The organism is Variovorax humicola (assembly GCF_037889915.1).
Lineage (GTDB): Bacteria > Pseudomonadota > Gammaproteobacteria > Burkholderiales > Burkholderiaceae_C > Variovorax > Variovorax humicola.
Genome location: NZ_JBBKZV010000058.1, coordinates 1 through 20,346, shown reverse-complemented (window position 1 = coordinate 20,346; position 20,346 = coordinate 1). Strand labels below are relative to the sequence as shown.

20 protein-coding genes and 1 pseudogene are annotated in these 20,346 nt (G+C 64.0%); 7 read left to right on the top strand and 14 right to left on the bottom strand.

Features of this window, described 5'->3' with window-relative positions:
- The 3 genes from WKW80_RS35565 to WKW80_RS35555 form a co-directional block, all read right to left on the bottom strand.
- Positions 1 to 381: porin (locus WKW80_RS35565; protein ID WP_340368271.1), on the bottom strand; the 381-nt coding region annotated here is incomplete at its 3' end.
- Positions 382 to 740: 359 nt separating this feature from the next.
- Positions 741 to 1,676 (bottom strand): 3,5-dioxohexanoate:acetyl-CoA acetone transferase, encoded by a 936-nt coding sequence (kce, locus tag WKW80_RS35560; protein ID WP_340368270.1) that lies wholly within the window; start codon positions 1,674 to 1,676, stop codon positions 741 to 743.
- A gap of 247 nt (positions 1,677 to 1,923) precedes the next feature.
- Positions 1,924 to 2,895, bottom strand: a complete 972-nt coding sequence (locus tag WKW80_RS35555) for a quinone oxidoreductase family protein (RefSeq protein ID WP_340368269.1) — start codon at positions 2,893 to 2,895, stop codon at positions 1,924 to 1,926.
- 39 nt (positions 2,896 to 2,934) lie between these two features.
- On the opposite strand from WKW80_RS35555, the gene WKW80_RS35550 reads away from it, so the two are divergent.
- The 3 genes from WKW80_RS35550 (at position 2,935) to WKW80_RS35540 (ending at position 6,055) form a co-directional block, all read left to right on the top strand.
- A complete protein-coding gene (locus WKW80_RS35550; RefSeq protein ID WP_340368268.1) occupies positions 2,935 to 4,047 on the top strand; it encodes a tripartite tricarboxylate transporter substrate binding protein in 1,113 nt (370 codons plus the stop codon).
- Between the two features lie 31 nt (positions 4,048 to 4,078).
- Positions 4,079 to 4,921 carry a TauD/TfdA dioxygenase family protein gene (locus WKW80_RS35545; protein WP_340368267.1) on the top strand — a complete coding sequence of 281 codons (843 nt, stop codon included), beginning with the start codon at positions 4,079 to 4,081 and terminating at the stop codon, positions 4,919 to 4,921.
- A 69-nt stretch (positions 4,922 to 4,990) separates the two neighbouring features.
- Entirely contained in the window at positions 4,991 to 6,055 is a 1,065-nt protein-coding gene (locus WKW80_RS35540; protein WP_340368266.1) for a beta-keto acid cleavage family enzyme, read from the top strand.
- 153 nt (positions 6,056 to 6,208) lie between these two features.
- Here the strand turns inward: WKW80_RS35540 and WKW80_RS35535 are convergent, their stop codons facing one another.
- Positions 6,209 to 7,228 carry an AraC family transcriptional regulator ligand-binding domain-containing protein gene (locus tag WKW80_RS35535; protein WP_422823042.1) on the bottom strand — a complete coding sequence of 340 codons (1,020 nt, stop codon included), beginning with the start codon at positions 7,226 to 7,228 and terminating at the stop codon, positions 6,209 to 6,211.
- 337 nt (positions 7,229 to 7,565) lie between these two features.
- On the opposite strand from WKW80_RS35535, the gene WKW80_RS35530 reads away from it, so the two are divergent.
- Genes WKW80_RS35530 through WKW80_RS35520 form a run of 3 tightly spaced genes read left to right on the top strand, consistent with a single transcriptional unit; the run spans position 7,566 to position 10,517 of the window.
- A complete protein-coding gene (locus WKW80_RS35530) occupies positions 7,566 to 8,534 on the top strand; it encodes a tripartite tricarboxylate transporter substrate binding protein (protein WP_340368264.1) in 969 nt (322 codons plus the stop codon).
- Between the two features lie 31 nt (positions 8,535 to 8,565).
- Positions 8,566 to 9,408: a TauD/TfdA dioxygenase family protein gene (locus WKW80_RS35525; RefSeq protein WP_340368263.1), complete on the top strand. Its 843-nt coding sequence runs from the start codon at positions 8,566 to 8,568 to the stop codon at positions 9,406 to 9,408.
- Between the two features lie 50 nt (positions 9,409 to 9,458).
- Positions 9,459 to 10,517, top strand: a complete 1,059-nt coding sequence (locus WKW80_RS35520; RefSeq protein WP_340368262.1) for a beta-keto acid cleavage family enzyme — start codon at positions 9,459 to 9,461, stop codon at positions 10,515 to 10,517.
- Positions 10,518 to 10,582: 65 nt separating this feature from the next.
- Here the strand turns inward: WKW80_RS35520 and WKW80_RS35515 are convergent, their stop codons facing one another.
- Entirely contained in the window at positions 10,583 to 11,623 is a 1,041-nt protein-coding gene (locus WKW80_RS35515; RefSeq protein WP_340368261.1) for an AraC family transcriptional regulator, read from the bottom strand.
- 274 nt (positions 11,624 to 11,897) lie between these two features.
- Between WKW80_RS35515 and WKW80_RS35510 the strand changes: the two genes are divergently transcribed.
- Complete coding sequence (locus tag WKW80_RS35510; protein WP_340368260.1) at positions 11,898 to 12,359, top strand: universal stress protein; 462 nt, start codon at positions 11,898 to 11,900, stop codon at positions 12,357 to 12,359.
- 289 nt (positions 12,360 to 12,648) lie between these two features.
- Here the strand turns inward: WKW80_RS35510 and WKW80_RS35505 are convergent, their stop codons facing one another.
- The 9 genes and pseudogenes from WKW80_RS35505 to WKW80_RS35465 all read right to left on the bottom strand — a co-directional run.
- Positions 12,649 to 13,212, bottom strand: coding sequence for a methyltransferase family protein (locus WKW80_RS35505; protein WP_340368272.1), 564 nt, complete (start codon positions 13,210 to 13,212; stop codon positions 12,649 to 12,651).
- A gap of 171 nt (positions 13,213 to 13,383) precedes the next feature.
- A complete protein-coding gene (locus WKW80_RS35500; protein WP_340368259.1) occupies positions 13,384 to 14,187 on the bottom strand; it encodes a c-type cytochrome in 804 nt (267 codons plus the stop codon).
- Positions 14,188 to 14,201: 14 nt separating this feature from the next.
- Positions 14,202 to 15,821: a b(o/a)3-type cytochrome-c oxidase subunit 1 gene (locus tag WKW80_RS35495; protein WP_340368258.1), complete on the bottom strand. Its 1,620-nt coding sequence runs from the start codon at positions 15,819 to 15,821 to the stop codon at positions 14,202 to 14,204.
- A complete protein-coding gene (locus WKW80_RS35490) occupies positions 15,808 to 16,380 on the bottom strand; it encodes a cupredoxin domain-containing protein (protein ID WP_340368257.1) in 573 nt (190 codons plus the stop codon). The genes WKW80_RS35495 and WKW80_RS35490 overlap by 14 nt, the downstream gene beginning before the upstream one ends.
- Positions 16,377 to 16,562, bottom strand: coding sequence for a hypothetical protein (locus WKW80_RS35485; RefSeq protein ID WP_340368256.1), 186 nt, complete (start codon positions 16,560 to 16,562; stop codon positions 16,377 to 16,379). The genes WKW80_RS35490 and WKW80_RS35485 overlap by 4 nt, the downstream gene beginning before the upstream one ends.
- 14 nt (positions 16,563 to 16,576) lie before the next feature.
- Positions 16,577 to 17,866, bottom strand: coding sequence for a c-type cytochrome (locus WKW80_RS35480; RefSeq protein WP_340368255.1), 1,290 nt, complete (start codon positions 17,864 to 17,866; stop codon positions 16,577 to 16,579).
- Complete coding sequence (locus tag WKW80_RS35475; protein WP_422823043.1) at positions 17,863 to 18,603, bottom strand: c-type cytochrome; 741 nt, start codon at positions 18,601 to 18,603, stop codon at positions 17,863 to 17,865. Before WKW80_RS35475 ends, WKW80_RS35480 begins: the two co-directional genes overlap by 4 nt.
- Before the next feature lie 295 nt (positions 18,604 to 18,898).
- A pseudogene (locus tag WKW80_RS35470) lies at positions 18,899 to 19,479 on the bottom strand (RBBP9/YdeN family alpha/beta hydrolase).
- 20 nt (positions 19,480 to 19,499) lie between these two features.
- Positions 19,500 to 20,346 (bottom strand): YeiH family protein (locus tag WKW80_RS35465; RefSeq protein WP_340368253.1); only part of this gene is annotated, 847 nt, incomplete at its 5' end.

Below are 20,346 nucleotides of genomic sequence, written 5' to 3'. Positions count from 1 at the left end.
CAGGCGCAATTCACCGAAGGCGCCCGACAGGCTCACGGTCGAGCGGCGCCCGAAGGTCGAGACACCGACAGCGCCGTCGTCGGCGGTGATCGGCGCTTCCAGCCAGAAGCTCGCGGCCAGGCCGCCACCGAGGTCTTCCGTGCCGCGGAATCCGAGGCGGCTGTTGTTGTAGTTGCCGTTGGTCAGAGCCCACTGGCTTTGCTTCAGGTCCGGCGTGCCGACGAAGTTGAGCACGGGCGCGCCGGGAACGCCGACGAACTTGCTGGTCGTCTGGTAATAGCTGACGCCGGTGTCCACGACACCGAACAGCGTGACGGACGACTGGGCCGCGGCCATGCCTGCAGCAGACAGTGCAGCCAAGGCGACGAGGGATTTGTTCATTGAATGGGTCTCCAGGGTTATGAAAATGGGTTCTGTCGCGATGGCCGCGCTTGTTGATGCTGATCTTCTCGGTATGCCCTCTGGTCCGATGGCCTGCTCCAGGAACGGCGCGCAGCGGTCAGTCCCTGTTGCGTGCGGCCGGTCAGTTCGGCTGGATGTCGAATTTCCTGACGATGGCGGCGTTGCAGGACGAGCACGGCGAAGTCTGTTCGTGGGCACCCGCGGAGCCGGCTTTGCCGGGCCGCTGGGTGCGCCCCCTCGAGGGGACTCGAGGGGGAGGCGCCGCAGGCGCTTCGGGGGTGTTCAATCCAGTCCGGCTGCGGAATCGAAGAATGGCACTCCGGTACGCAGTCAGTGGGTCAGAACTCGACCGCGTGCTTGCCTTTCAGTTGAAGCATCTCGCGCGTTTCTCCGGGCGTTGCAACTTCCAGATTCAGCGATCTCAGGATCGAGACAATGCGCTGCACTTGCTGGGCATTGCTCGTTGCGAGCCGACCCGGTCCATCCCAGAGGGAATCCTCGAGTCCCACCCGGACGTTTCCGCCCATCGAGGCGGCCATGGCGGCAAGCGGAAACTGACTGCGCCCGGCGCCCAGCACGGACCAGTAATAGTCCTTGCCGAACAGCCGCTCCGCCGTCCTGCGCATGTGCATGACATCGTCAGGGTGGGAGCCGATCCCGCCCAGCAGTCCAAAGACAGACTGAATGAAAAAAGGTGGCTTGAGGATGCCGCGGTCGATGAAATGCGCCGCCGTGTAGAGGTGGCTGGTGTCATAGCACTCGATCTCGAAGCGAGTGCCGTTGTCTGCGCAGGATTCAAGGATGTAGCGGATCTCCTTGAACGTATTTCGGAACACGCGGTCTTCCGAGCCTTCCAGATAGGGGCGCTCCCAGTCGTGCTTGAATTCCTTGTGCCGGTCCAGCATCGGATACAGGCCGAAATTCATCGAGCCCATGTTCAGAGACGCCACTTCCGGCTTGAGCTGCAATGCAGGCTGCAGCCGTTCTTCCACCAGCATGTTCGGAGCGCCGCCGGTGGTGAGGTTGATCACGACATCCGAGCGCTCGGCGATGACCGGAAGAAAGGCCCGGAACAGCGCCGGGTCCTGCGACGGCTGGCCGTTCTCAGGCTTTCGCGCATGCAGATGGACGATCGACGCACCTGCTTGCGCAGCCGCAACCGCCTCGCGGGCAATCTCATCCGCAGTGATCGGGAGGTGAGGCGACATCGTCGGCGTGTGAATCGCTCCGGTGACCGCACACGTCACGATCACTTTGCTCTGGGGTGCTGCCATGGGAAATGTTTTCCGTTCAATGTCTTGATCACAGGGGAAGGAACAGGGGACGCCCAGTGCCCCTGACTTGCGGGGGCAGTATCTGGCGCCATCGGCGTCCCCGCTTGTCTTTTGGGGACGCGCTTTTGCTGATTTGGGACAACCGCGGCGACTGCCCTGCGCCCTCTTTCGGCGACTGCCACCACGAGGCGAAGCGCAGGCACATCCACCCCTTGGTATTTACGGGCGGATGGCGACTGCGTGTCGCTCAGGGCACGAGGACGGTGGAGCCAATCGTCTGGCGTCCTTCGAGCGCGCGGTGCGCCTCGGCCGCATCGGCCAAGGCAAAGCTTTGCTTCGGCTCGCTGACGATGCGCCCGGCGAGCACATGATCGAACAGCTCGCGTGCCATGTCGAGCATGTGCGCGCGTGGCTCGATGTAGTGCCTCATCGCCGGGCGCGTGAACCAGATCGAACCCTTGGTCGCCAGCCGGCCGGTGTTGAAGATCACCGGTCCCGACGAAGTGCCGTTGCTCACGAACGTTCCGCGAAGCTGCAGGCTGTCCAGCGAAGCTTCCAACGTGTCCTTGCCCACCGAGTCGTAGACCACTGGCACGCCCTTGCCGTCGGTGATCTCGCGCACGCGCTTGGCGATGTCCTCGCGCGACGTCACGATGGTGTGCGTGCAGCCGTGGGCCTTGGCGATCTCGGCCTTCTCGTCGGTGCTGACCGTGCCGATCATGGTGACGCCCATGGCGCGTGCCCATTGGCAGGCAATCAGGCCCACGCCGCCCGCAGCCGCGTGATAGAGGATGGTCTCTCCGCCTTTCAGCGGGTAGACCTGGCGGAACAGGTACTGCGCCGTCATGCCCTTCATGATGAGCGACGCGGCGGTGCGATCCGTGATGCCGTCGGGCAGGGGAATCAGCACGTCGGCAGGCATCACGCGTACCTGCGAGTAGGCGCCCGGCGGTCCGACCAGGTAGCCCACGCGGTCGCCGACGCGGATGTCGGTCACGCCGGGGCCGACCGCCTCGACCACGCCCACCGCATCGGTGCCCAGTCCATTGGGCAGCGCCAGCGGATAGAGGCCAGTGCGGAAGTAGATGTCGGCAAAGTTGACTGCAACGAAGCTATGGCGCACCCGGGCCTGCCCGGCTCCGGGTTCGCCGACTTCGACGTCCTCAAATCTCAGGACGTCTGCGCCCCCGGTTTCGTGGAAGCGGATGGCCTTGGTCATGGTGCGTGTCCTTGTGAATGCAATATGGAGACGCGATTCTTGCGGGACGGCTCCGAGACCGAAAGCGTGTCACCCGGTATTACCCAATTTGTCAAGTTCACGTCCCCGATAAGCAAGAGCGGATCGGCAGTGCGCCAGATACTGAGTGCATTGCCACACATGAGAAATGAATTGGAGACAAAAATGAAACTGCAGCAATTGGCACGCCCTGCGATGGTGTTGATCGGATGGTCGCTGGCGCTCAGCGCCTGGGCGCTTGGCGACAAGCCCTTGAGGGTGATCGTGCCGGCCCCGCCGGGCGGAACGATGGACATCACCGCGCGGGTTGTCGCGCAACAGATGTCCGTGGACATGGGCCGACCGGTGATCGTCGAAAACCGCGCCGGCGCCACCGGCTCGATCGGACTCAACACCATGCTGCAGGCAGCGCCCGACGGCAACACGATCGTGCTGGGCGCGAGCAACTTGCTGGTGGAGGCGCCGCAGGTGATGAAGGTGCCGTACGACCCGCTGAAGGACATCGTGACCATCGCAAGAGTGGCCTCCACGAGCTATGTGCTGGTGAGTTCTGCAAAGAACCCGGCCAAGGACTTCCAGGCTCTTGTTGCGCAACTGAAGGCGCGCAAAGGCAAATCCAGCTTCGCCAGCTACGGCACCGGCACGGTGTCGCAATACTCGGGACTGATGCTCAGCAGCCAGGCTGACCTGGGCATGCAACACGTGGGCTATTCCGGCTCGCCGCCTGCGCTTCAGGACGTGATTGGCGGCCAGGTCGACATCATGTTCGACGGCATGGTGACCTCCCTGGCGCTGATCAAGGGCGGCATGGTGCGCCCCTATGCGGTTTCCGGGAAAAGCCGATCCAGGTATCTGCCTGACGTGCCGACCATGACCGAACTGGGCTATCCGGAAATGCAGTTCCAGGGACAGGTGTGTTTCTACGGCTCCAGCAAGCTGCCGCCCGACGTATTGGCGAATCTGCAGTCGATCGTCGCGAAGGCAGCCAAGGCACCTGCGGTGCAGCAAAAGCTCATCGACGTGGGCATGGAGCCGGACCTGAGCGTTGATACGGCTGGGCTGCTCGAAGAGAACAAGTTGCTGTCCAAGCGCAACGCCGCCATCGTCAAGAAGTTCGACATCCAGGCGAACTGACCGGCCGCACGCAACCCACCGGAGATCCCAAATGAAGATCAAGCCCATCACGCCCGCCATCGGGGCTCAAGTCATGGACGTCCACCTCGGCGAGGCGTCGCGCGACCCGGAGCTCTTTGCACAGATCAAGTCCGCGCTGCTGAAGCACAAGGTCCTCTTCTTTCGCAACCAGGACATCACTCGCGCCGACCACGTCGACTTCGCGAATTGCTTCGGCAAGCTGGAAGATCATCCCGTGGTCAACAGCGATCCCCAATACCCGGGCCTGGGGCTCATCTATCGCAGCGACAGCAAGCACAGCTACGAGAACACTTATCACTCTGACGGCCTGTGGCGCCCGAACCCTTCCATGGGCGCCGTACTGCGCTGCATCGAATGCCCGGAGATCGGTGGCGACACCATCTGGGTCAACATGGTTCAGGCGTACGAAGAACTGCCGGAGGAGATCAAGCAAAAGATCCTGAAGCTTCGCGCGAAGTCCAGCATCGAGCCATCGTTCGGCGCCGTCATGCCCCAGGAAGCCCGCGTCAAGCTGGATCGTGACAACCCGCCGGCAGAGCACCCTGTGGTGCGCACGCATCCGGAAACCGGCGAGAAGATCTTGTATGTCGGCAGTTTCACCACGCACTTTGTCAACCACAACACGCCGGAGAACATTCGCCACGGCATCGACAAGACACCCGGTGCATCGCTGCTGCTGAACTACCTGCTCAGCCGGGCCAGCATTCCCGAGTACCAGGTGCGCTGGTCCTGGCAGCCCGGCGACGTGGCGGTCTGGGACAACCGCAGCACCCAGCACTACGCAGTGAACGACTACTGGCCCGCACCTCGCAAGATGGAGCGCGCTGCCATCGTGGGCGACGTGCCGTACTAGGTTTCCAGAGTCCTTCCATCCAATCAGACATTCTCGATATTCCCTTAATCAATTCGGAAAACCATCCTCATGAACTTCCTCGACGGCCACCTTTATCCCGAGAACCAGCAGCCCCTGATCATCACGGCCGCCCCCTATGCGCCGGGCTGGATTCCCTCGGACTTCCCGGAAGACATCCCCGTCACGATGGAGGAGCAGATCCAGAAGGCGGTCGATTGCTATGAAGCCGGTGCCACCGTGCTGCATCTGCATGTGCGCGAACCCGATGGCAAGGGCAGCAAGCGCCTGTCCATGTTCAATGAGCTGATCGCCGGGGTGCGCGCGCGCGTGCCGGAAATGATCATCCAGGTGGGCGGCTCCATCAGCTTCGCGCCTGAATCCGACGGCGCAGCGGCCAAGTGGCTGAGCGACGACACGCGGCATATGCTGGCCGAACTCGATCCGAAGCCCGACCAGGTGACGGTGACCGTCAACACGACGCAGATGAATGTGACGGAGCATGCTGGCGTGGATGACTTCAAGGGAGTCTCGCGGGGATTCCCGCACCTCTATGCCACCTACAAGGACATGATCGTTCCCTCGAATCCGAGCTGGGCCGAGGAGCACATCCGGCGCCTGACGGCCGCCGGCATCCAGAGCGAGTTCCAGTGCTACAACATCAACAGCTTCGAAACGATCGAGCGGATGATTCGCCGCGGCGTCTACAAGGGCCCGCTGGTGATGAACTGGGTCGCGATCAGCGGTGGCATGGATCAGGCGAACATCTACAACCTGGCCAACTTCCTGCGTGCTGCGCCCGACGGCTCGGTCGTCACGGTGGAAAGCTCGGTGCTGAACGTGCTGCCCGTGAACATGATCGGTATCGCCTTGGGCCTGCATGTGCGGTGCGGCATCGAGGACGTACTCTGGAACCAGACCCGCACGGGCAAGATGAGCTCCGTCGAGCAGATCAAGCAACTGGTGCGTATCTCCGGCGAATTCGGCCGCCCCATCGCGACAGCGAAACAGGCTCGGGAGATCATGAAGATCGGCGTCTTCTACGACACGGCGGAAGAAACGCTCCAGGCCAACGGCTTCGCGCCCAATCGCAATGGGGGCACCCAGGGCTTCCTGCGCAAGCCGGCAATCGCGTGACCCGCGACGCATGAACCCAGGACGAGAGGACGAGCACGGCGAAGTCTGTTCGTGGGCACCCGCGGAACCGGCTTTGCCGGGCCGCCGGGTGCGCCCCCTCGAGGGGTCTCGAGGGGGAGGCGCCGCAGGCGCATCGGGGGGTATCTAGTTTCTTCAGGTGTGCTCGGATTGGGATGTGCCGTACTCTTCTGAAGCCGCCAACTCGGTTGGGTGCTTGCTCCATTGCGAGGCGCTGCAGCCGAAAAGGTTGTGGAACCAATGACTGAAGCTGCTGGGACTGGAGAAGCCCAGCAACTCGGCCACCTCGCTGAGTGGCAGGTCACCCTCGCGCAGATGGCGCTTGACCAGATCCGAGCGCACTTGGTCCAGCAAGCCGCTGAAGGTGAATCCCTCCGCATCGAGGCGACGGTGCAGCGTGCGACGATCGACGCGCAGGTGACGTGCAACCTCCCGTGCGGTGCAGGCGCCGCCAGGCAGCAGTGCCAGGATGAGTTGGCGACAGGTTTCCTGCACGCTTTCACTTCGATCCCTCAGGGCCGCTTCCAGGTATTTGCGCGCGAAGCCCGCCGCCACCTGGTCTCCGACCTCGCGCGGTTTCGACAAGTCGATCGCCATGCAGACCAGGCCATTGAATTCCTGATTGAATTTGACGCTCCGTCCGAAGAAGGCCCGATGCGAAGAGGCGCCCGTCGGCGGACGATGTGTGAAGCAGACTTCCAGCGGTCGCCAATGCGGTCCGATCAACTCGCCCAGCATGCGAAACATGCTGGCCACGGCGAGTTCCACCGACTGGCGCATCGGCAACCCTGGGCTTGGCAGCAAGTCTTCCCGGATGATGACCACGCCGCCGGTGTCTTCGACACGGACAGTCAGCGAGGGGTTCACCAGCTTCAGGTAGCGGCATAGCGTGTCCAGGGCAGCCCTCGGCGTGGGCTCTTCCCTCAGCACGAGGCTGATAGGCCCGAGGGCAGAGAGCTTGCGCTTCGCCGCAAGACGCAGCGCCAGATCTTCTGTCTGGGTGGCACGCGCAGTGATTTCCAGCAATTCGCGCGCCGCATCTCTCGGGATCAGCGTCTCGGGATCGTCCAGGGACTTCGCCTGCAGACCCACAGTTCGCATAAAGGCATAGGGGTCTCGACCGAGCGACTGCACCAATTCGACGTAGCCGTCCAAACTGCCACTCCGCCTGAGATGAGTGATATGTCTCATGGGACCGTTCATGTGCCTATTCGTGAACTGATGGCCTCTCGCTCAAGGTACCGCCTGCCCATCGAACCCTGGTGATGCTTCACAGGTAGCTTCCTTGACCCAGATGGAATTCGCATTATTGAGCCAAGTTCTTCCACGTACCGACGCGTGCGAGGCAGTTCGAGCGGGGCGACGCACCGCGTCTCCCCGCGCCCCGGATAAGCAATTCGATGTCCCTGATGAGCAAACGCAAATCAGAGGCAAACCGGATACTTGCGGCGTTGGCCAATGGCCCGACACGACTTTAAACCGGAGACATCAAATGAAATTGCCACGATTGGCACGCGCCGTAATGGCGCTGATTGGATGGTCGCTCGCGCTCAACGTCTGGGCGTTTGGCGAGCGGCCCATGCGGCTCATCGTTCCTGCGCCCCCGGGCGGCACGATGGACATCGTCGCCCGCGTCCTCGGGCAACAGATGTCCATCGACATCGGCCGACCGGTGATCGTCGAGAACCGTCCAGGGGCAGGCGGCTCGATCGGCCTTCAGGCCATGCTGCAGTCCGCACCCGACGGCAACACGATCGTGATGGCCGCGAGCACCGTGATGGCTGAGACACCGCTGGTGATGAAGACCCCGTACGATCCGCTGAAGGACTTGGTACCCATTGCGACAGTGGCCAGGTCGGGCGTCGTGCTCGTCAGCGCGGCCAACTACCCTGCCAAGGATTTCACGAGCCTGATCGCGCAATTGAAGACGCGTATTGGCAAGTCCAGCTTTGCCAGCTACAGCCCCGGCACCGTGTCGCAATACGCGGGTCTGATCCTCAGTGAACGGGGCGGACTGCAGATGCAACACGTGGGCTATGCCGGGTCGCCGCCGGCTCTCCAGGACCTGCTTGGCGGCCAGGTCGACGTCATGTTCGACGGCATGGTCACCTCGATGCCATTGATCAAGGGCGGCAAGCTTCGCCCGTACGCCTTCTCCGGAAAGACCCGGTCGAAGTATCTGCCCGACGTCCCGACCATGACAGAACTCGGCTACCCGGAACTCCAGTTCCAGGGATGGGTCGGCTTCATCGGCTCCAGCAAGTTGCCGGCCGACGTTCTGGCGAAGCTTCACGCAATCATCGAAAAGGCAGCACAGGCCCCCACGGTGCAGCAGAAGCTCAGCGACGTTGGCCTGGAGCCCGAACTGAGTGTCGACACCCCGGCGCTGCTGAACGAAACCAGGAAGCTGTCGGAGCGCAACGCCGCCATCGTCAAGAAGTTCGACATCCAGGCGAACTGAACGAAATCGAGCCATTCCACCGGAGACAGAAATGAAGATCAAGCCAATCACGCCCGCCATCGGGGCTCAAGTCATGGACGTTCACCTCGGCGAGGCGTCGCGCGACACGGAGCTCTTTGCGCAGATCAAGTCCGCGTTGCTCAAGCACAAGGTGCTGTTCTTCCGCAACCAGGACATCACGCGCGCCGAACACGTGGCCTTCGCGAGCCGCTTCGGCAAGCTGGAGGACCACCCGGTGGTGGGCAGCGATCCGGAGCACCCTGGCCTGGTTCGCATCTATCGCAGCGACAACAAGCACAGCTACGAGAACTCCTACCACTCCGACGGCTTGTGGCGACAGAGCCCCGCGATGGGCGCCGTGCTGCGTTGCATCGAGTGCCCGGAGATCGGCGGCGACACCATCTGGGTCAACATGGTGCAGGCATACGAAGAGTTGCCGCAGGAGATCCAGCAGAAGATCGGGAACCTGCGCGCCAAGGCCAGCATCGAGCATTCCTTCGGTGCCGTCATGACGCCGGAAGCCCGCCTCAAGCTGGGCCAGGATCACCCCCCGGTGGAGCACCCTGTCGTGCGCACGCATCCGGAAACCGGCGAAAAGATTCTCTATGTCGGGGGCTTCACCACGCACTTTGCCAACTACAGCACGCCGGAAAACGTTCGGCACGGCATCGACAAGATGCCCGGTGCAGCACTGCTGCTGAACTACCTGGTCAGCCGGGCCAGCATTCCCGAGTACCAGGTGCGCTGGTCCTGGCAGCCCGGCGACGTGGCCGTCTGGGACAACCGCAGCACCCAGCACTACGCACTGAACGACTACTGGCCCGCGCCGCGGAAGATGGAACGCGCCGGCATCAAGGGCGACGTTCCGCACTGACCTGCTCCATTCCTTCCGACATTCGCATTGCAACCCGGAGACACAACGACATGCACTTCCTCGACGGCCACCTGTTCCCTGAGAACCAGCAACCCCTGATCATCACGGCCGCCCCGTATGCGCCCGGCTGGCTTCCATCCGACTTCCCGGAGGAAATCCCTGTCACGATGGAGGCGCAGATCCAGAAGGCGGTGGATTGCTACAACGCAGGCGCAACGGTGTTGCACCTGCACGTTCGCGAACTCGATGGCAGGGGCAGCAAGCGCCTGTCCAAGTTCAATGAACTCATCGCCGGCGTGCGTGCGCGCGTGCCCGAGATGATCATCCAGGTGGGCGGCTCGATCAGCTTCGCGCCGGAGTCCGAAGGCGCGGCCGCCAAGTGGCTGTCCGACGACACGCGCCACATGCTCGCCGAACTCGATCCCAAACCGGACCAGGTGACGGTGACCGTCAACACTTCGCAGATGAACGTCACGGAGCATGCCGAACTGGCAGACTTCAAGGGCACTTCGCGAGAAATTCCCGCCATCTTCGAGGCCTACAGGGAGATGACGGTGCCGGCCCAGCCCGGCTGGGTCGAGGAGCACATCCGCCGCCTCACCGCCGCTGGCATCCAGAGCGCATTCCAGTGCTACAACATCAACAGCTTCGAGTCGGTCGAACGGCTGATGCGCCGCGGCGTCTACAAGGGCCCGCTGGTGATGAACTGGGTGGCAATCAGCGGTGGCATGGACGCACCGAACATCTACAACCTCGCCAACTTCCTGCGCGCCGTTCCCGATGGCGCGGTGCTCACGGTGGAAAGCTCGGTCCGCAACGTGCTACCCGTGAACATGATGGGCATCGCCATGGGCCTGCACGTGCGCTGCGGCACCGAGGACGTGCTCTGGAACCAGACGCGCACGGCCAAGATCGGCACCGTGGCGCAGATCGAACAACTGGTGCAGATCTCGCGCCAGTTCGGCCGCCCGATCGCGACCGCCCAACAGGCGCGCGACATCTCGAAGATCGGCGTCTTCTACGACACGGCGGAAGAATCGCTGCTGGCGAATGGCTTCGCGCCCAATCGCAACGGGGCCAACCAGGGATTCCTGCGCAAGGCGGCCTGACTCCTCCTGGAGGGCATGTCGCACGCCCTTCGTTTCGAAGGCGGAGTCGGCCTGCCCTGCCCGGTTCAGGAGACCGCTTCGTCTCCCTGAACCGCGGCGCCGGTGGCCTGCCTGCTCCATTGCGAGGCGCTGCAGCCGAACTGGCGGCGGAACCAATGGCTGAAACTGCTCGGCCCCGAGAAGCCCAGCAGCTCGGCCACTTCGCCGAGCGGCAGGTCGCTATCGCGTAGATGGCGCTTGGCCAGATCCGAGCGCACCTGATCGAGCACGCCGCTGAACGTGCAGCCCTCCGCATCGAGCTTGCGGTGCAACGTGCGGCGATCGACGCGCAGATGCCGTGCCACTTCCTGAGCCGTGCAGACACCGCCGGGCAGCAGGGCCAGGATCATTTCGCGGCAGGTCTCGTGTGCGCTTTCGCCGCGTTCCTTCAACGCCGCATCGAGATACTCCTGCGCGAATCGTGTCGCGCCCCGGTCCGCTGACGCACGCGGCCTTTGCAAATCCGCCGCCGTGCAGACCAGCCCGTTGAAGTCGTGGTTGAACTTGACGTTGCGACCGAAGAATGCGCGATGTCCCGAGACGTCGGCAGGCGGCCGGTGCGTGAAGCAGACCTGGAACGGTCGCCATTGCGGGCCGATCAGTTCGCCGAGGATGCGGAACAGGATGCCGATGGCGAGTTCCATCGACTGGCGCATCGGCAACCCGGGGGTTGCCAGCAGGTCCTCGCGAATGACAACGACACTGCCTGTGTCTTCTACGCGGGTGATCAGCGAGGCATTCACCAGCTTCAGATAGCGGCACAACGTGTCGAGCGCAGCCCGCGGCGTGGGCTCCTCCTTCAGCACGAGGCTGATGGGCCCCAACGAGGAAAGCTTGCGCTGCGCCGCAAGGCGCAGTGCGAAGTCTTCTGTGCGGGTGGCACGTGCGGTGATTTCGAGAAGTTCGCGGACGGCGTCACCTGGAATCAATGTCTCGGGATCGTCCAGCAGCTTCGCCTGCAGCCCCACGGTTCGCAGGAACGCATGGGGGTCGCGGCCGAGTGACTTCACCAGCTCCACGTAGCCGCTCAAGCTGACGCTGCGCATCAGTCGACCGAAATGCTTCATCGAATACTTCTTGCGCCGAGTTGTTCATTCAGTGCCGGTCACCAGTCGCGCCTTCTCGACGAGCTGTTTGCGACGGTACATTGGATCGTAGTCCACGGGACAAGGGGTTCGCCAGCGGCAATGCGCAACGTTGACAAGCACGGGTTCCTTGCGCAGCATGTGCGCTCGGAAACGAGCATCGGGGCTTCGGGCGCCAGCGGGCATCTGAAGCGACGACCTGTGCCGTGCACGGATCCGCGCAACGCAGATCGCCGCGCGCATGAAGGGAACTTCGATGTACGAAAGAATTCTGGTTCCGCTCGACGGAAGCGAGACGTCGAAGCACGGCCTCGACGAAGCCATTCGTCTCGCTACCCTGTCAAAGGGGCATCTGCAAGTGTTCCACGCGCTTGGCGACATGCCTCTTTCCCAATCCATGGATGCGTACCAGAGCCACGGTGGCCGGTGGGCCGACGCCATGCGCGAATACGGATCGCGAGTGCTCGAGGACGCCGTGGAGAAAGCAAGGTCGGCCGGCGTCGAAGCCGAGGCAGTGCTGCGCTCCGGCGCTCCCGGCAGCATGGCGGAAATGGTCGTCGAACAGGCCAGGAGTTGGCCTGCCGACATCATCATCCTGGGCACCCACGGAAGGAGCGGCGTCAAGCGCATGCTCCTGGGCAGCGGCGCCGAGGCCGTCATTCGAAGCGCGCCGGTCCCGGTGCTGCTGGTGCGCCTGCCGGATGCGGCTGCGGGGTGACTTGCTCCCCCCCGATGCGCCTGCGGCGCCTCCCCCTCCAGGGGGCGCACCCAGCGGCCCGGCAAAGCCGGTTCCGCGGGTGCCCACGAACAGACTTCGCCGTGCTCGTCCTGTCGTCGTGGATTCATGCGTCGGGGGGCATGCGAATGTGACCGCGGCTGGTCGAGGTGGCCAGCGTCTGGGGCCGGTGGCGAGATGCCGCAACGACGCGCTGGCCGGAATGCAAGTGCACAAGCGCGAGGAACTCGGCCACAAGGGGATCTCACGCTGAGCGATCGTGAATTTCGGTTCAAAACAGGAACGGCACGAAGCGCCGTGTGTGGCGCATGTAGTCCCGGTAGGCCTCGCCGAAATGCGCCAGGCATTCTTGTTCCTCTCGAAACACGGAGATGAACAGGAGCGCGGTTGCCGAAAAAACGAGCGCCAGCCCCCGCCACGTGAACTGCTGCAGGAAGATGCCCCATGCCAGGCAGATCAATGCCGTGTACATGGGGTGGCGGGTGTAGCGGAACGCACCGATGGTCACGAGCGTGCTTGTCTTTTCGAAGCCGAGCAAGGTCTCGTCATTGCGCGCTTCCCCGGGCTGCCCATAGAGAGCCAACAGACGCGCCGCGTACAGGGGGAGCCATGCAGATACAAAAAGCAGCACCCACGACACCAATTTGGAAGGCGAGAGCGGGTCGTTGCCCCAGACGGGCAGGTTGAGCCAGACCAGGCCCAGGATGCACTCCCACGCGAAGAATCGATAGAAGCCGTGCGAAAGGGGATGTTTGATCGCGCCCCGCGAGACATAGAGGAGTGCCGAACTCACCGCGACGAACAATGGCGCATAGGCCGTTGGCGGGATGACCATCGGCAAGAATCTACTCCTCGCGCACCCTCGGCGTGAAGCCCATGCGCCGGGTGGGTTTGCCTGCTCTCGCAACCTTGCGCCAGCGTGGTCACCTGGACGCATTCAGGCGCGAGCAGGCGATCGGCCCTGCCGCACCTGCCGCACCTGCCGCACCTGCCGCATCAGCCAGGTCTAGCGAACGCCCGCCACCGGCTCCCGCCGCGCGTAGAACTCCGCAACACTGTTGATCTCGTCGGCTGTCATCGGACGCACCACATTGCGCATCTGGGCGAAGCTGTCGTTGCGCCGCGCCCCCGATGCGAAGCCCTTCAACTGGCTCAGCAGGTACTCCTTCGGCATGCCTTCGAGCCAGGGTGTTCCGATCTTGTGATCGATGCCGCCATGGCACGAAACACAGGGGACGATGTTGCGCAGCGGGTCGCCCACGCGAACCAGCGCGGGTGCGCCGGGTTCGTCCCCGCGCACAGTGGCCGCTCGCGCCTTGGGTAGCGAGTCGTAATACGAGGCGAGGTCCTGGATGTCCTTGTCCGTCAACTTCTGCGCGATGGTTTGCATGAAGGCGCTGGACCGGGCGCCGTGCTTGTAGTCATGTAGCTGCTTGATGACGACTTCAGGATATTGGCCCGCCAGGTTCGGCGCGTTGGCTTCGCTCATGCCTTGTGCCCCGTGGCACATGCTGCACTGCTGCACCGCGATGGTGGCACCGCGACCGACCGAATCGCCCGCGCCCGGGCGCGTCATGTCGCGCGTCAGTACGACGTTGGTCGTTCCTGCACTGGCCTTCGGCGGCGTTACGGCGCCACTCCACTGGCTGGGCATGCCTGCCGCCCTGCAAATGCTGTCCCAGATTCCCTTGGCCGAGAAGTCGGCATGCACGGAGGGCAGCCAGACGAAACCGACCAGAAGCGTGAATGCGGCAAGCGCGACGAGGCCCAGCACGCTCCGGCGAAACCAGGGATTGCTCCACGCGTACATGCCAGGTTCCTGCATCACCGTCCCCCAATCGGAATGGCCGGAACGGACGTGTCCTTCAGCGCAGCGAGTTGCACGATGGGATAGCCGTAATTCACGACCGTCAGGGCGATCATCAACGAGACCCAGAGCCCGAAGCCGTTCAAGGCCACTGGCGTTGTCGCCGGCATATGGACGGCAGTGCTGAAGGTGAAGGGCGCCGTCCTTGCCTCGCTCTTGCCCGCACGCGCGAGGATGTAGACGAAGAGGAGGGCGGATACCACCAGCATCAAGCCGCCGATGGTTCCTGCCACCAGTGTCCAGCCTTGCCCGGCGAGCGCAGGGTTGGAGAAGTCGAAGTACGCCATGCGTCGCGGCATGCCGAGCAGGCCGACCCAGTGCCACGGGAACGTCATCACGATCATGCCGACGAACCATAGCCAGAGCTGAGTCTTCACCAGTGAATCGGGAAGCGGCTTGCAGCCCGTCAGCTGCGGCCAGAGGTCGTAGGCCACCATGAAGTACATGATGACGATGGCGCCGGCAAAGATGAGGTGGAAGTGCCCCGTCACCCATTGCGTGTTGTGGATCGTCTCGTTGAGCTGGTAGCTCATGTTGATGAGCCCGCCCGCACCGCCAAAGCCCAGCATGATGAAAGAGAAGGTGACGGCCAGCATCATCGGATTGCCCCACGGCAGCGCCATGACCCAACCGAAGAGTCCCTTGCCACCCCGCAAGCGCGCCGCGATCTCGACCGACGCAACGATGGTGAAGACCGTCAGGAAGGTCGGCACCGCCACCATCGCGGTGAACACCGCGTGCAGGAACTTGAACCCTGCCCCCACTTGCGGATCGGCGAACAGGTGATGCATGCCGATGGGCATCGAGAACACGAGGAACAGCACGAAGGCGACGCGACCCATCGTGTCGCTGTAGAGTCGCCCGCCAATGGCGCGCGGAACGATCGCGTAGAACGCGATGTAGGCCGGCATGAGCCAGAAGTAGACGATGGCATGCAGCGTCCAGGAGAAGAACACGCGCGCCAGGCCGGCGTCGATCGTGTCCTTCAGGCCCAGTGCGGCGGGCAGTATCAGGAACAGGATCTCGATCGCCGCACCCACCGAAGTCCATGCCCAGAGATAGGCGCCCGCGACATTGCCGAACATCGCCAGCGGCACCGGCGTGCCCGGGTTCCGCGACTTCCAAGCCTTCAGGTTGACGGCCATGAGGGCGACCCAGATCCACGAACCCACGACCACCAGCACAACGCCCAGGTAGTAGAACGGGCTGCCGATCATCGGCGGATAGAACGTGAAGAGCACCGACGCGCGGCCCAGAGCCACCGGCGTCGCCGCCATCACGGTGCCCACGATGGCGAGCCAGAAGCCCGCCCACGCCCAGCGCAGGCCGACAAGTGGCTGCTTCAGCGCAAGCTCGACGATGGCATAGCCGAAGCCCATCGCCACCAGTGTCGGCAGCACGTAGCCCATCACCGTGCCGTGCCCGGTCACCGAGCGGTAGTAGTACTCCGGGTCGCTGACCCATGCGCTCAGCGGACTGCGCACGTACATCTGCCATTCACCAAGCAGGATGGCGACAGCGAAGGCCACAAAGGCGACCCAGAAATGCGCGAGCACGAGTCGTCTAGCGAGGAACACAGCTCATCCTCTCTCCGCCCTTGGCGCGGGTCAGGAACTCATCGGCGGCCATCACCTGCACGCGCCCCCACATCGCCTCATGGCCTGTGCCGCAATATTCGTGGCAGGGCATGAGCCGCTCGCCGGCCTTGTCGAAGGTGGCGGTGAAGGTTGCGACAAAGCCGGGCACCAGCATCACATTGGCATTGGTCCTGTCGATGACGAATCCATGAATCGCATCGGTGCTCGTTGCGCGGAAAGTGACCGGCACGCCAGCCGGCACCACCAGGCATTGCGGCTCGAACGAATACTGCTGCGCGATCAGGCGGACGGTGACCTTGCCGTCCGAAGCCACCGTGGTGCCCAGGTTGTTCTCGACGAACTCGCCCTCGAGGTGGAGTTTGCGCGGATCGATGGTCTCCACGCGCGAGGGCGGCATCGACGCCCAGTGCAAGCCCGTGAAGATGATCATCACGAGCAACAGCGCAACGATGAGCACGACGATGATCGCCCAGCGCCTTTCCGCCGCGACGGCGACCGCCTCCGATGCGTGGGGTGCGCCGGCGCTCGTGGCGGTCACTGGATCGCTCCCCGCGGCAGGTAGACGAGAAAGTAGAAGATGAAGAAGATCGCCACGACGATGAAGGTCGCGAGGCCGGCCACCGCGAACGCGCCGGCCGGTCCGCGCTGCAGGATCTCCTCGACGCGGGCGTCTTCATTCGCGGGATCGGATGCCTTGGGGTCGATGTCCTGGGTTGCCATCGTGCGAGCCTTGTCTATTCCGGGATGAGCGGGCGCAGCTCGCTGACCTGCGCGGGCGTCACGGGCGTTCCGCTGTTTTCCCACGCGACGCGGATGTAGGTCACCACGGCTGCCACTTCATCGTCGTTGAGGATGTGCGAGAAGGGTGGCATGCCATGTGGCTGCGGATTCTTCTTCGTGCCGGGTGCGTAGCCGCCGTTCAACACCATGCGAATCGAGTTGACCGGCGACGACATCGTGATCGACTGGTTGGCGGCGAGCGGCGGATAGCTGGGCGGGTTGCCCTTGCCTTCGTCGCCATGGCACATCGCGCATTGCTTCGCGTAGATCTTGCGACCAAGTTCCATGACGTTCGGGCTTACCAGTCGTGCGCTGCTGGGCGGAGGTGCGCCGGTGTCGTGCTGCGGCAGCTCCTTCAGGTAGACCGACATGGCTTCGACATCCGCATCGCTGAGGTATTGCAGGCTGTTGTAGACCACCTCGGCCATCGGCCCGTAGACCGTGGCCCGCGGCGACACGCCGACCTGCAGCAGCTCGCTGATCTCCTTGATGCTCCAGTTGCCCAGGCCGGCCTCGCGGTTCGACGTGAGGGAGGGCGCATACCAGTTCTGGTTGGGGATCATCCCGCCCTCGAACTCCTCGGAAGTCTTCGAGCCGCCCAGCTTGTTGATCGCGGTATGGCACATCGCGCAATGCCCGAGGCCCTCCACCAGGTAGGCGCCGCGGTTCCATTGCGCCGACTTGTTCTTGTCCGGCTCGTACTCGCCTTCCTTGAAGTAAAGCGTTCGCCAGCCGATGAGCAGGTCGCGCTGGTTGAACGGAAAGCGCAGCTCGTGCGGGCGGTTCTTCTGGCTCACCGGCGGCACCGACATCAGGTAGGCATAAATGGCGTCCGAGTCCTCGCGCGTCACCTTGGTGTACGAGGCGAAAGGCATCGCGGGATAGAGCAGCGTCCCGTCGCGCGAAAGGCCCTTGTGCATCATCCGGTAGAAGTCGTCGGCCGTCCATTTGCCGATACCGGTCTCGTCGTCGCCCGTGATGTTGGGCGCGTACAGATTGCCGAAGGGCGTGGGCATGGGCCGACCGCCCGCAAACTGCTTGCCGCCGGGGTCGGAGTGGCAGGCGACGCAATCGCCGGCACGCGCGAGGTATTCACCCTTCTTGAGCGTCTGCGTCGTGGGGTCGATTGCCACTGCACCGGGGACCACTGGCAGGTAGCCCGGGGTGAACAGCGCGAGCGCGCCCGCGATGACCACCACCGCGGCCACTGCGACGATCAGGAAGATGCGTGTCCCACGTCTCATGGCGCCGCTTTCTGGCTGCCGCACGATAGCGGCATGCCCTGAAGGTTGACCGGCATCGGAGACGCCTCGCGCGGCGGGTCTTGCGCCGCCAGCCAGCTGGCAACCGCACGCACGTCGGACTCCGACAGTCGATCTGCGATGCGCTTCATGCAATCAGGCTGTGCGGCCTGCCGATGGCCGGTTCGCCACCGCGTGAGCTGCGCGATGATGTAGGAGGTGCGCAGCCCGGCAAGACCCGGAATGCCCGGCTCCATGCCGGTCAGGGCCGGGCCGTGGCAGTTGATGCATGCCGGCAGCTGTTTGGTCGGGTCGCCCGTGAGCGCGAGCGTCGATCCGCGCGCAAGCACTTCGGGTCCCACGGCGCCAGTCTGCTTCGCTTCATAGGCCGGCCGCTGCTTCGAGAAATACGTTGCGATCTCCTTGAGATACGCGTCGGGCAGGTACGCCACGAGGTAATTCATGGGCGGGTACTCGCGCTTGCCGTCACGAAACGCCACCAACTGGTTGTAGAGGTAGGCAGCCGGCTTGCCCGCAATGCGGGGAAAGTACTCATTGCTGGTGCCTTGGCCGCTTTGACCGTGGCACGTGACGCAGCCCTGCATGCGCGCTTCCATGGAGTCCACGGTCTTGAACGCCGGTATGGCCGAGTCCTGCGCGTCGGCGATGCCTGCGCTTGCCAGAACGCATGCCGCGACCAGAAGTCTCACGCTTCGCACCCGCCGCGCGGGCGCTGGCATCCTGGCAAGCTCAGCGTGTGAGTCCATGGGTCGACGTTTTAGTCGAGCCATGCTCCAGCGTCAATCGAACCTTGGTGGGATCGTCCGAGGGCATTCGCCGAACTATAGGAGCGCGGCTGACCGGGCCCAACTCTCACGTGATGAAGCGTCTTCGGCACCACGTCGACGCGCCGATCTCACCCTCCGCCCGCGGGAAGCGCTGCACGCTCCGCGCCGACTGGCTGTGCATGGGCATTGCCCAGGACAAGGCAGCCCAGCAGCAGCGCCGCAACAATCTCCGATCGGATCGTTTGGGTCAGGCTTCCAGCGAGTCGACGAATTCCTCTGCGAGCGGCCATTCGCCGTGGCCGGAGGCCGGGTTCAGGTGGCCGACCGGGCCCACGTTTCACCAGCCGGCTGCCCCATGCGCGGGCCATGTCTTCCACGCGGTGGAAGCGGGCCAGCGGATCGTTCGTGCTGGCTGCCACGAATGCTGCGGAAGGGCAGTGGCGAGCGCGGCAGCGGCAGCCATCCGTTGGCGTCCAGCGCGTCCAGCGTCGGATAGCCCGCGGGCAGGGGCGACTCGAAGTCCGGCGGGGCTGCCAGCAACGCGCCTTCCAGCGGCCTGGCCTGTGCGTGCACCTTTGCCCAGTGCACCAGCATGACCACGCCGGCACTGTGGGCCACGGCGAGGACCGGGCCATCGATGCGCTCCAGGGTCTTCTGGATGGCGGCCACGCGCGCCGCGCGGCTCAGCTTGTCGGCCTCCAGCGGGGGCACCGTGACGACCTTGCGCTCGCCTGCGAGATTGCGCGCGAGGTGCGTCTGCCAGTGGTCTTCCACATGGTCACGAAGTCCCGGCACGATGAGGATCGTCGCCTGTCGTACTGCGCTCATTTCGTTGGCTCCTTCCGTTCTTACATGCCCCAGTGCAACATCGCCGCGACGAGCGCCGCGAGGAACACGGTTTCACCGACCATCAGGATGATCGGCTTGACGCCGACACTGGCGAGTTCCTTGAGCTGGGTCTTCATGCCCAGCGCGCTGATGGCGATGACCAGGCACCAGCCCGAGAGGTCGTTGGCGAAGGTCTGCACCGACTTGGGGATCCAGCCGGTGCTGTTGAGGGCGGCCAGCAGGACGAAGCCCACCGCGAACCAGGGCAGGATGGGCGGGCGCTTGCCGCCTTGCTCGCCAGCGCGGCCGCGACTCAACATGACCGCGCACACGATCACCGGCAGCAGCATGGCCACGCGCATCAGCTTGACCACCGTGGCGGCGTCGCCGGTTTCCGGCGACATGCCGTAGCCCGCGCCCACCACCTGGGCCACGTCGTGGATGGTGCCGCCCAGGAACATGCCGGCATGCGTGGCGTCGAAGCCCAGCAGCCTGACGATGACCGGATAGACGATCATGGCCAGCGTCGACAGCGCCGACACGCCGATCACGGTGAACAGCGTGGCGCGTTCCTTGCCCGGATGCGACGGCAAGGCGGCAGCCAGCGCCATGGCGGCCGAGGCGCCGCAGATCGCGGTGGCGCCGCCGGTGAGCAGGCCGAACAGCGTCTGGAAGCCCATCGCGCGGGCGGCGATCATCGCCACCACGATGGTGATGACGACCGAGGCCACCACCATCACCACCGGATGCCATCCGAGCGCGGCGATCTGCGAGAAGGTGATGCGCATGCCCAGCAGTGCGACGCCGACGCGCAGCACCTCGCGCGAGGTGAACTCGATGCCGGGCTTGCAGGAACCCTCCACCGCC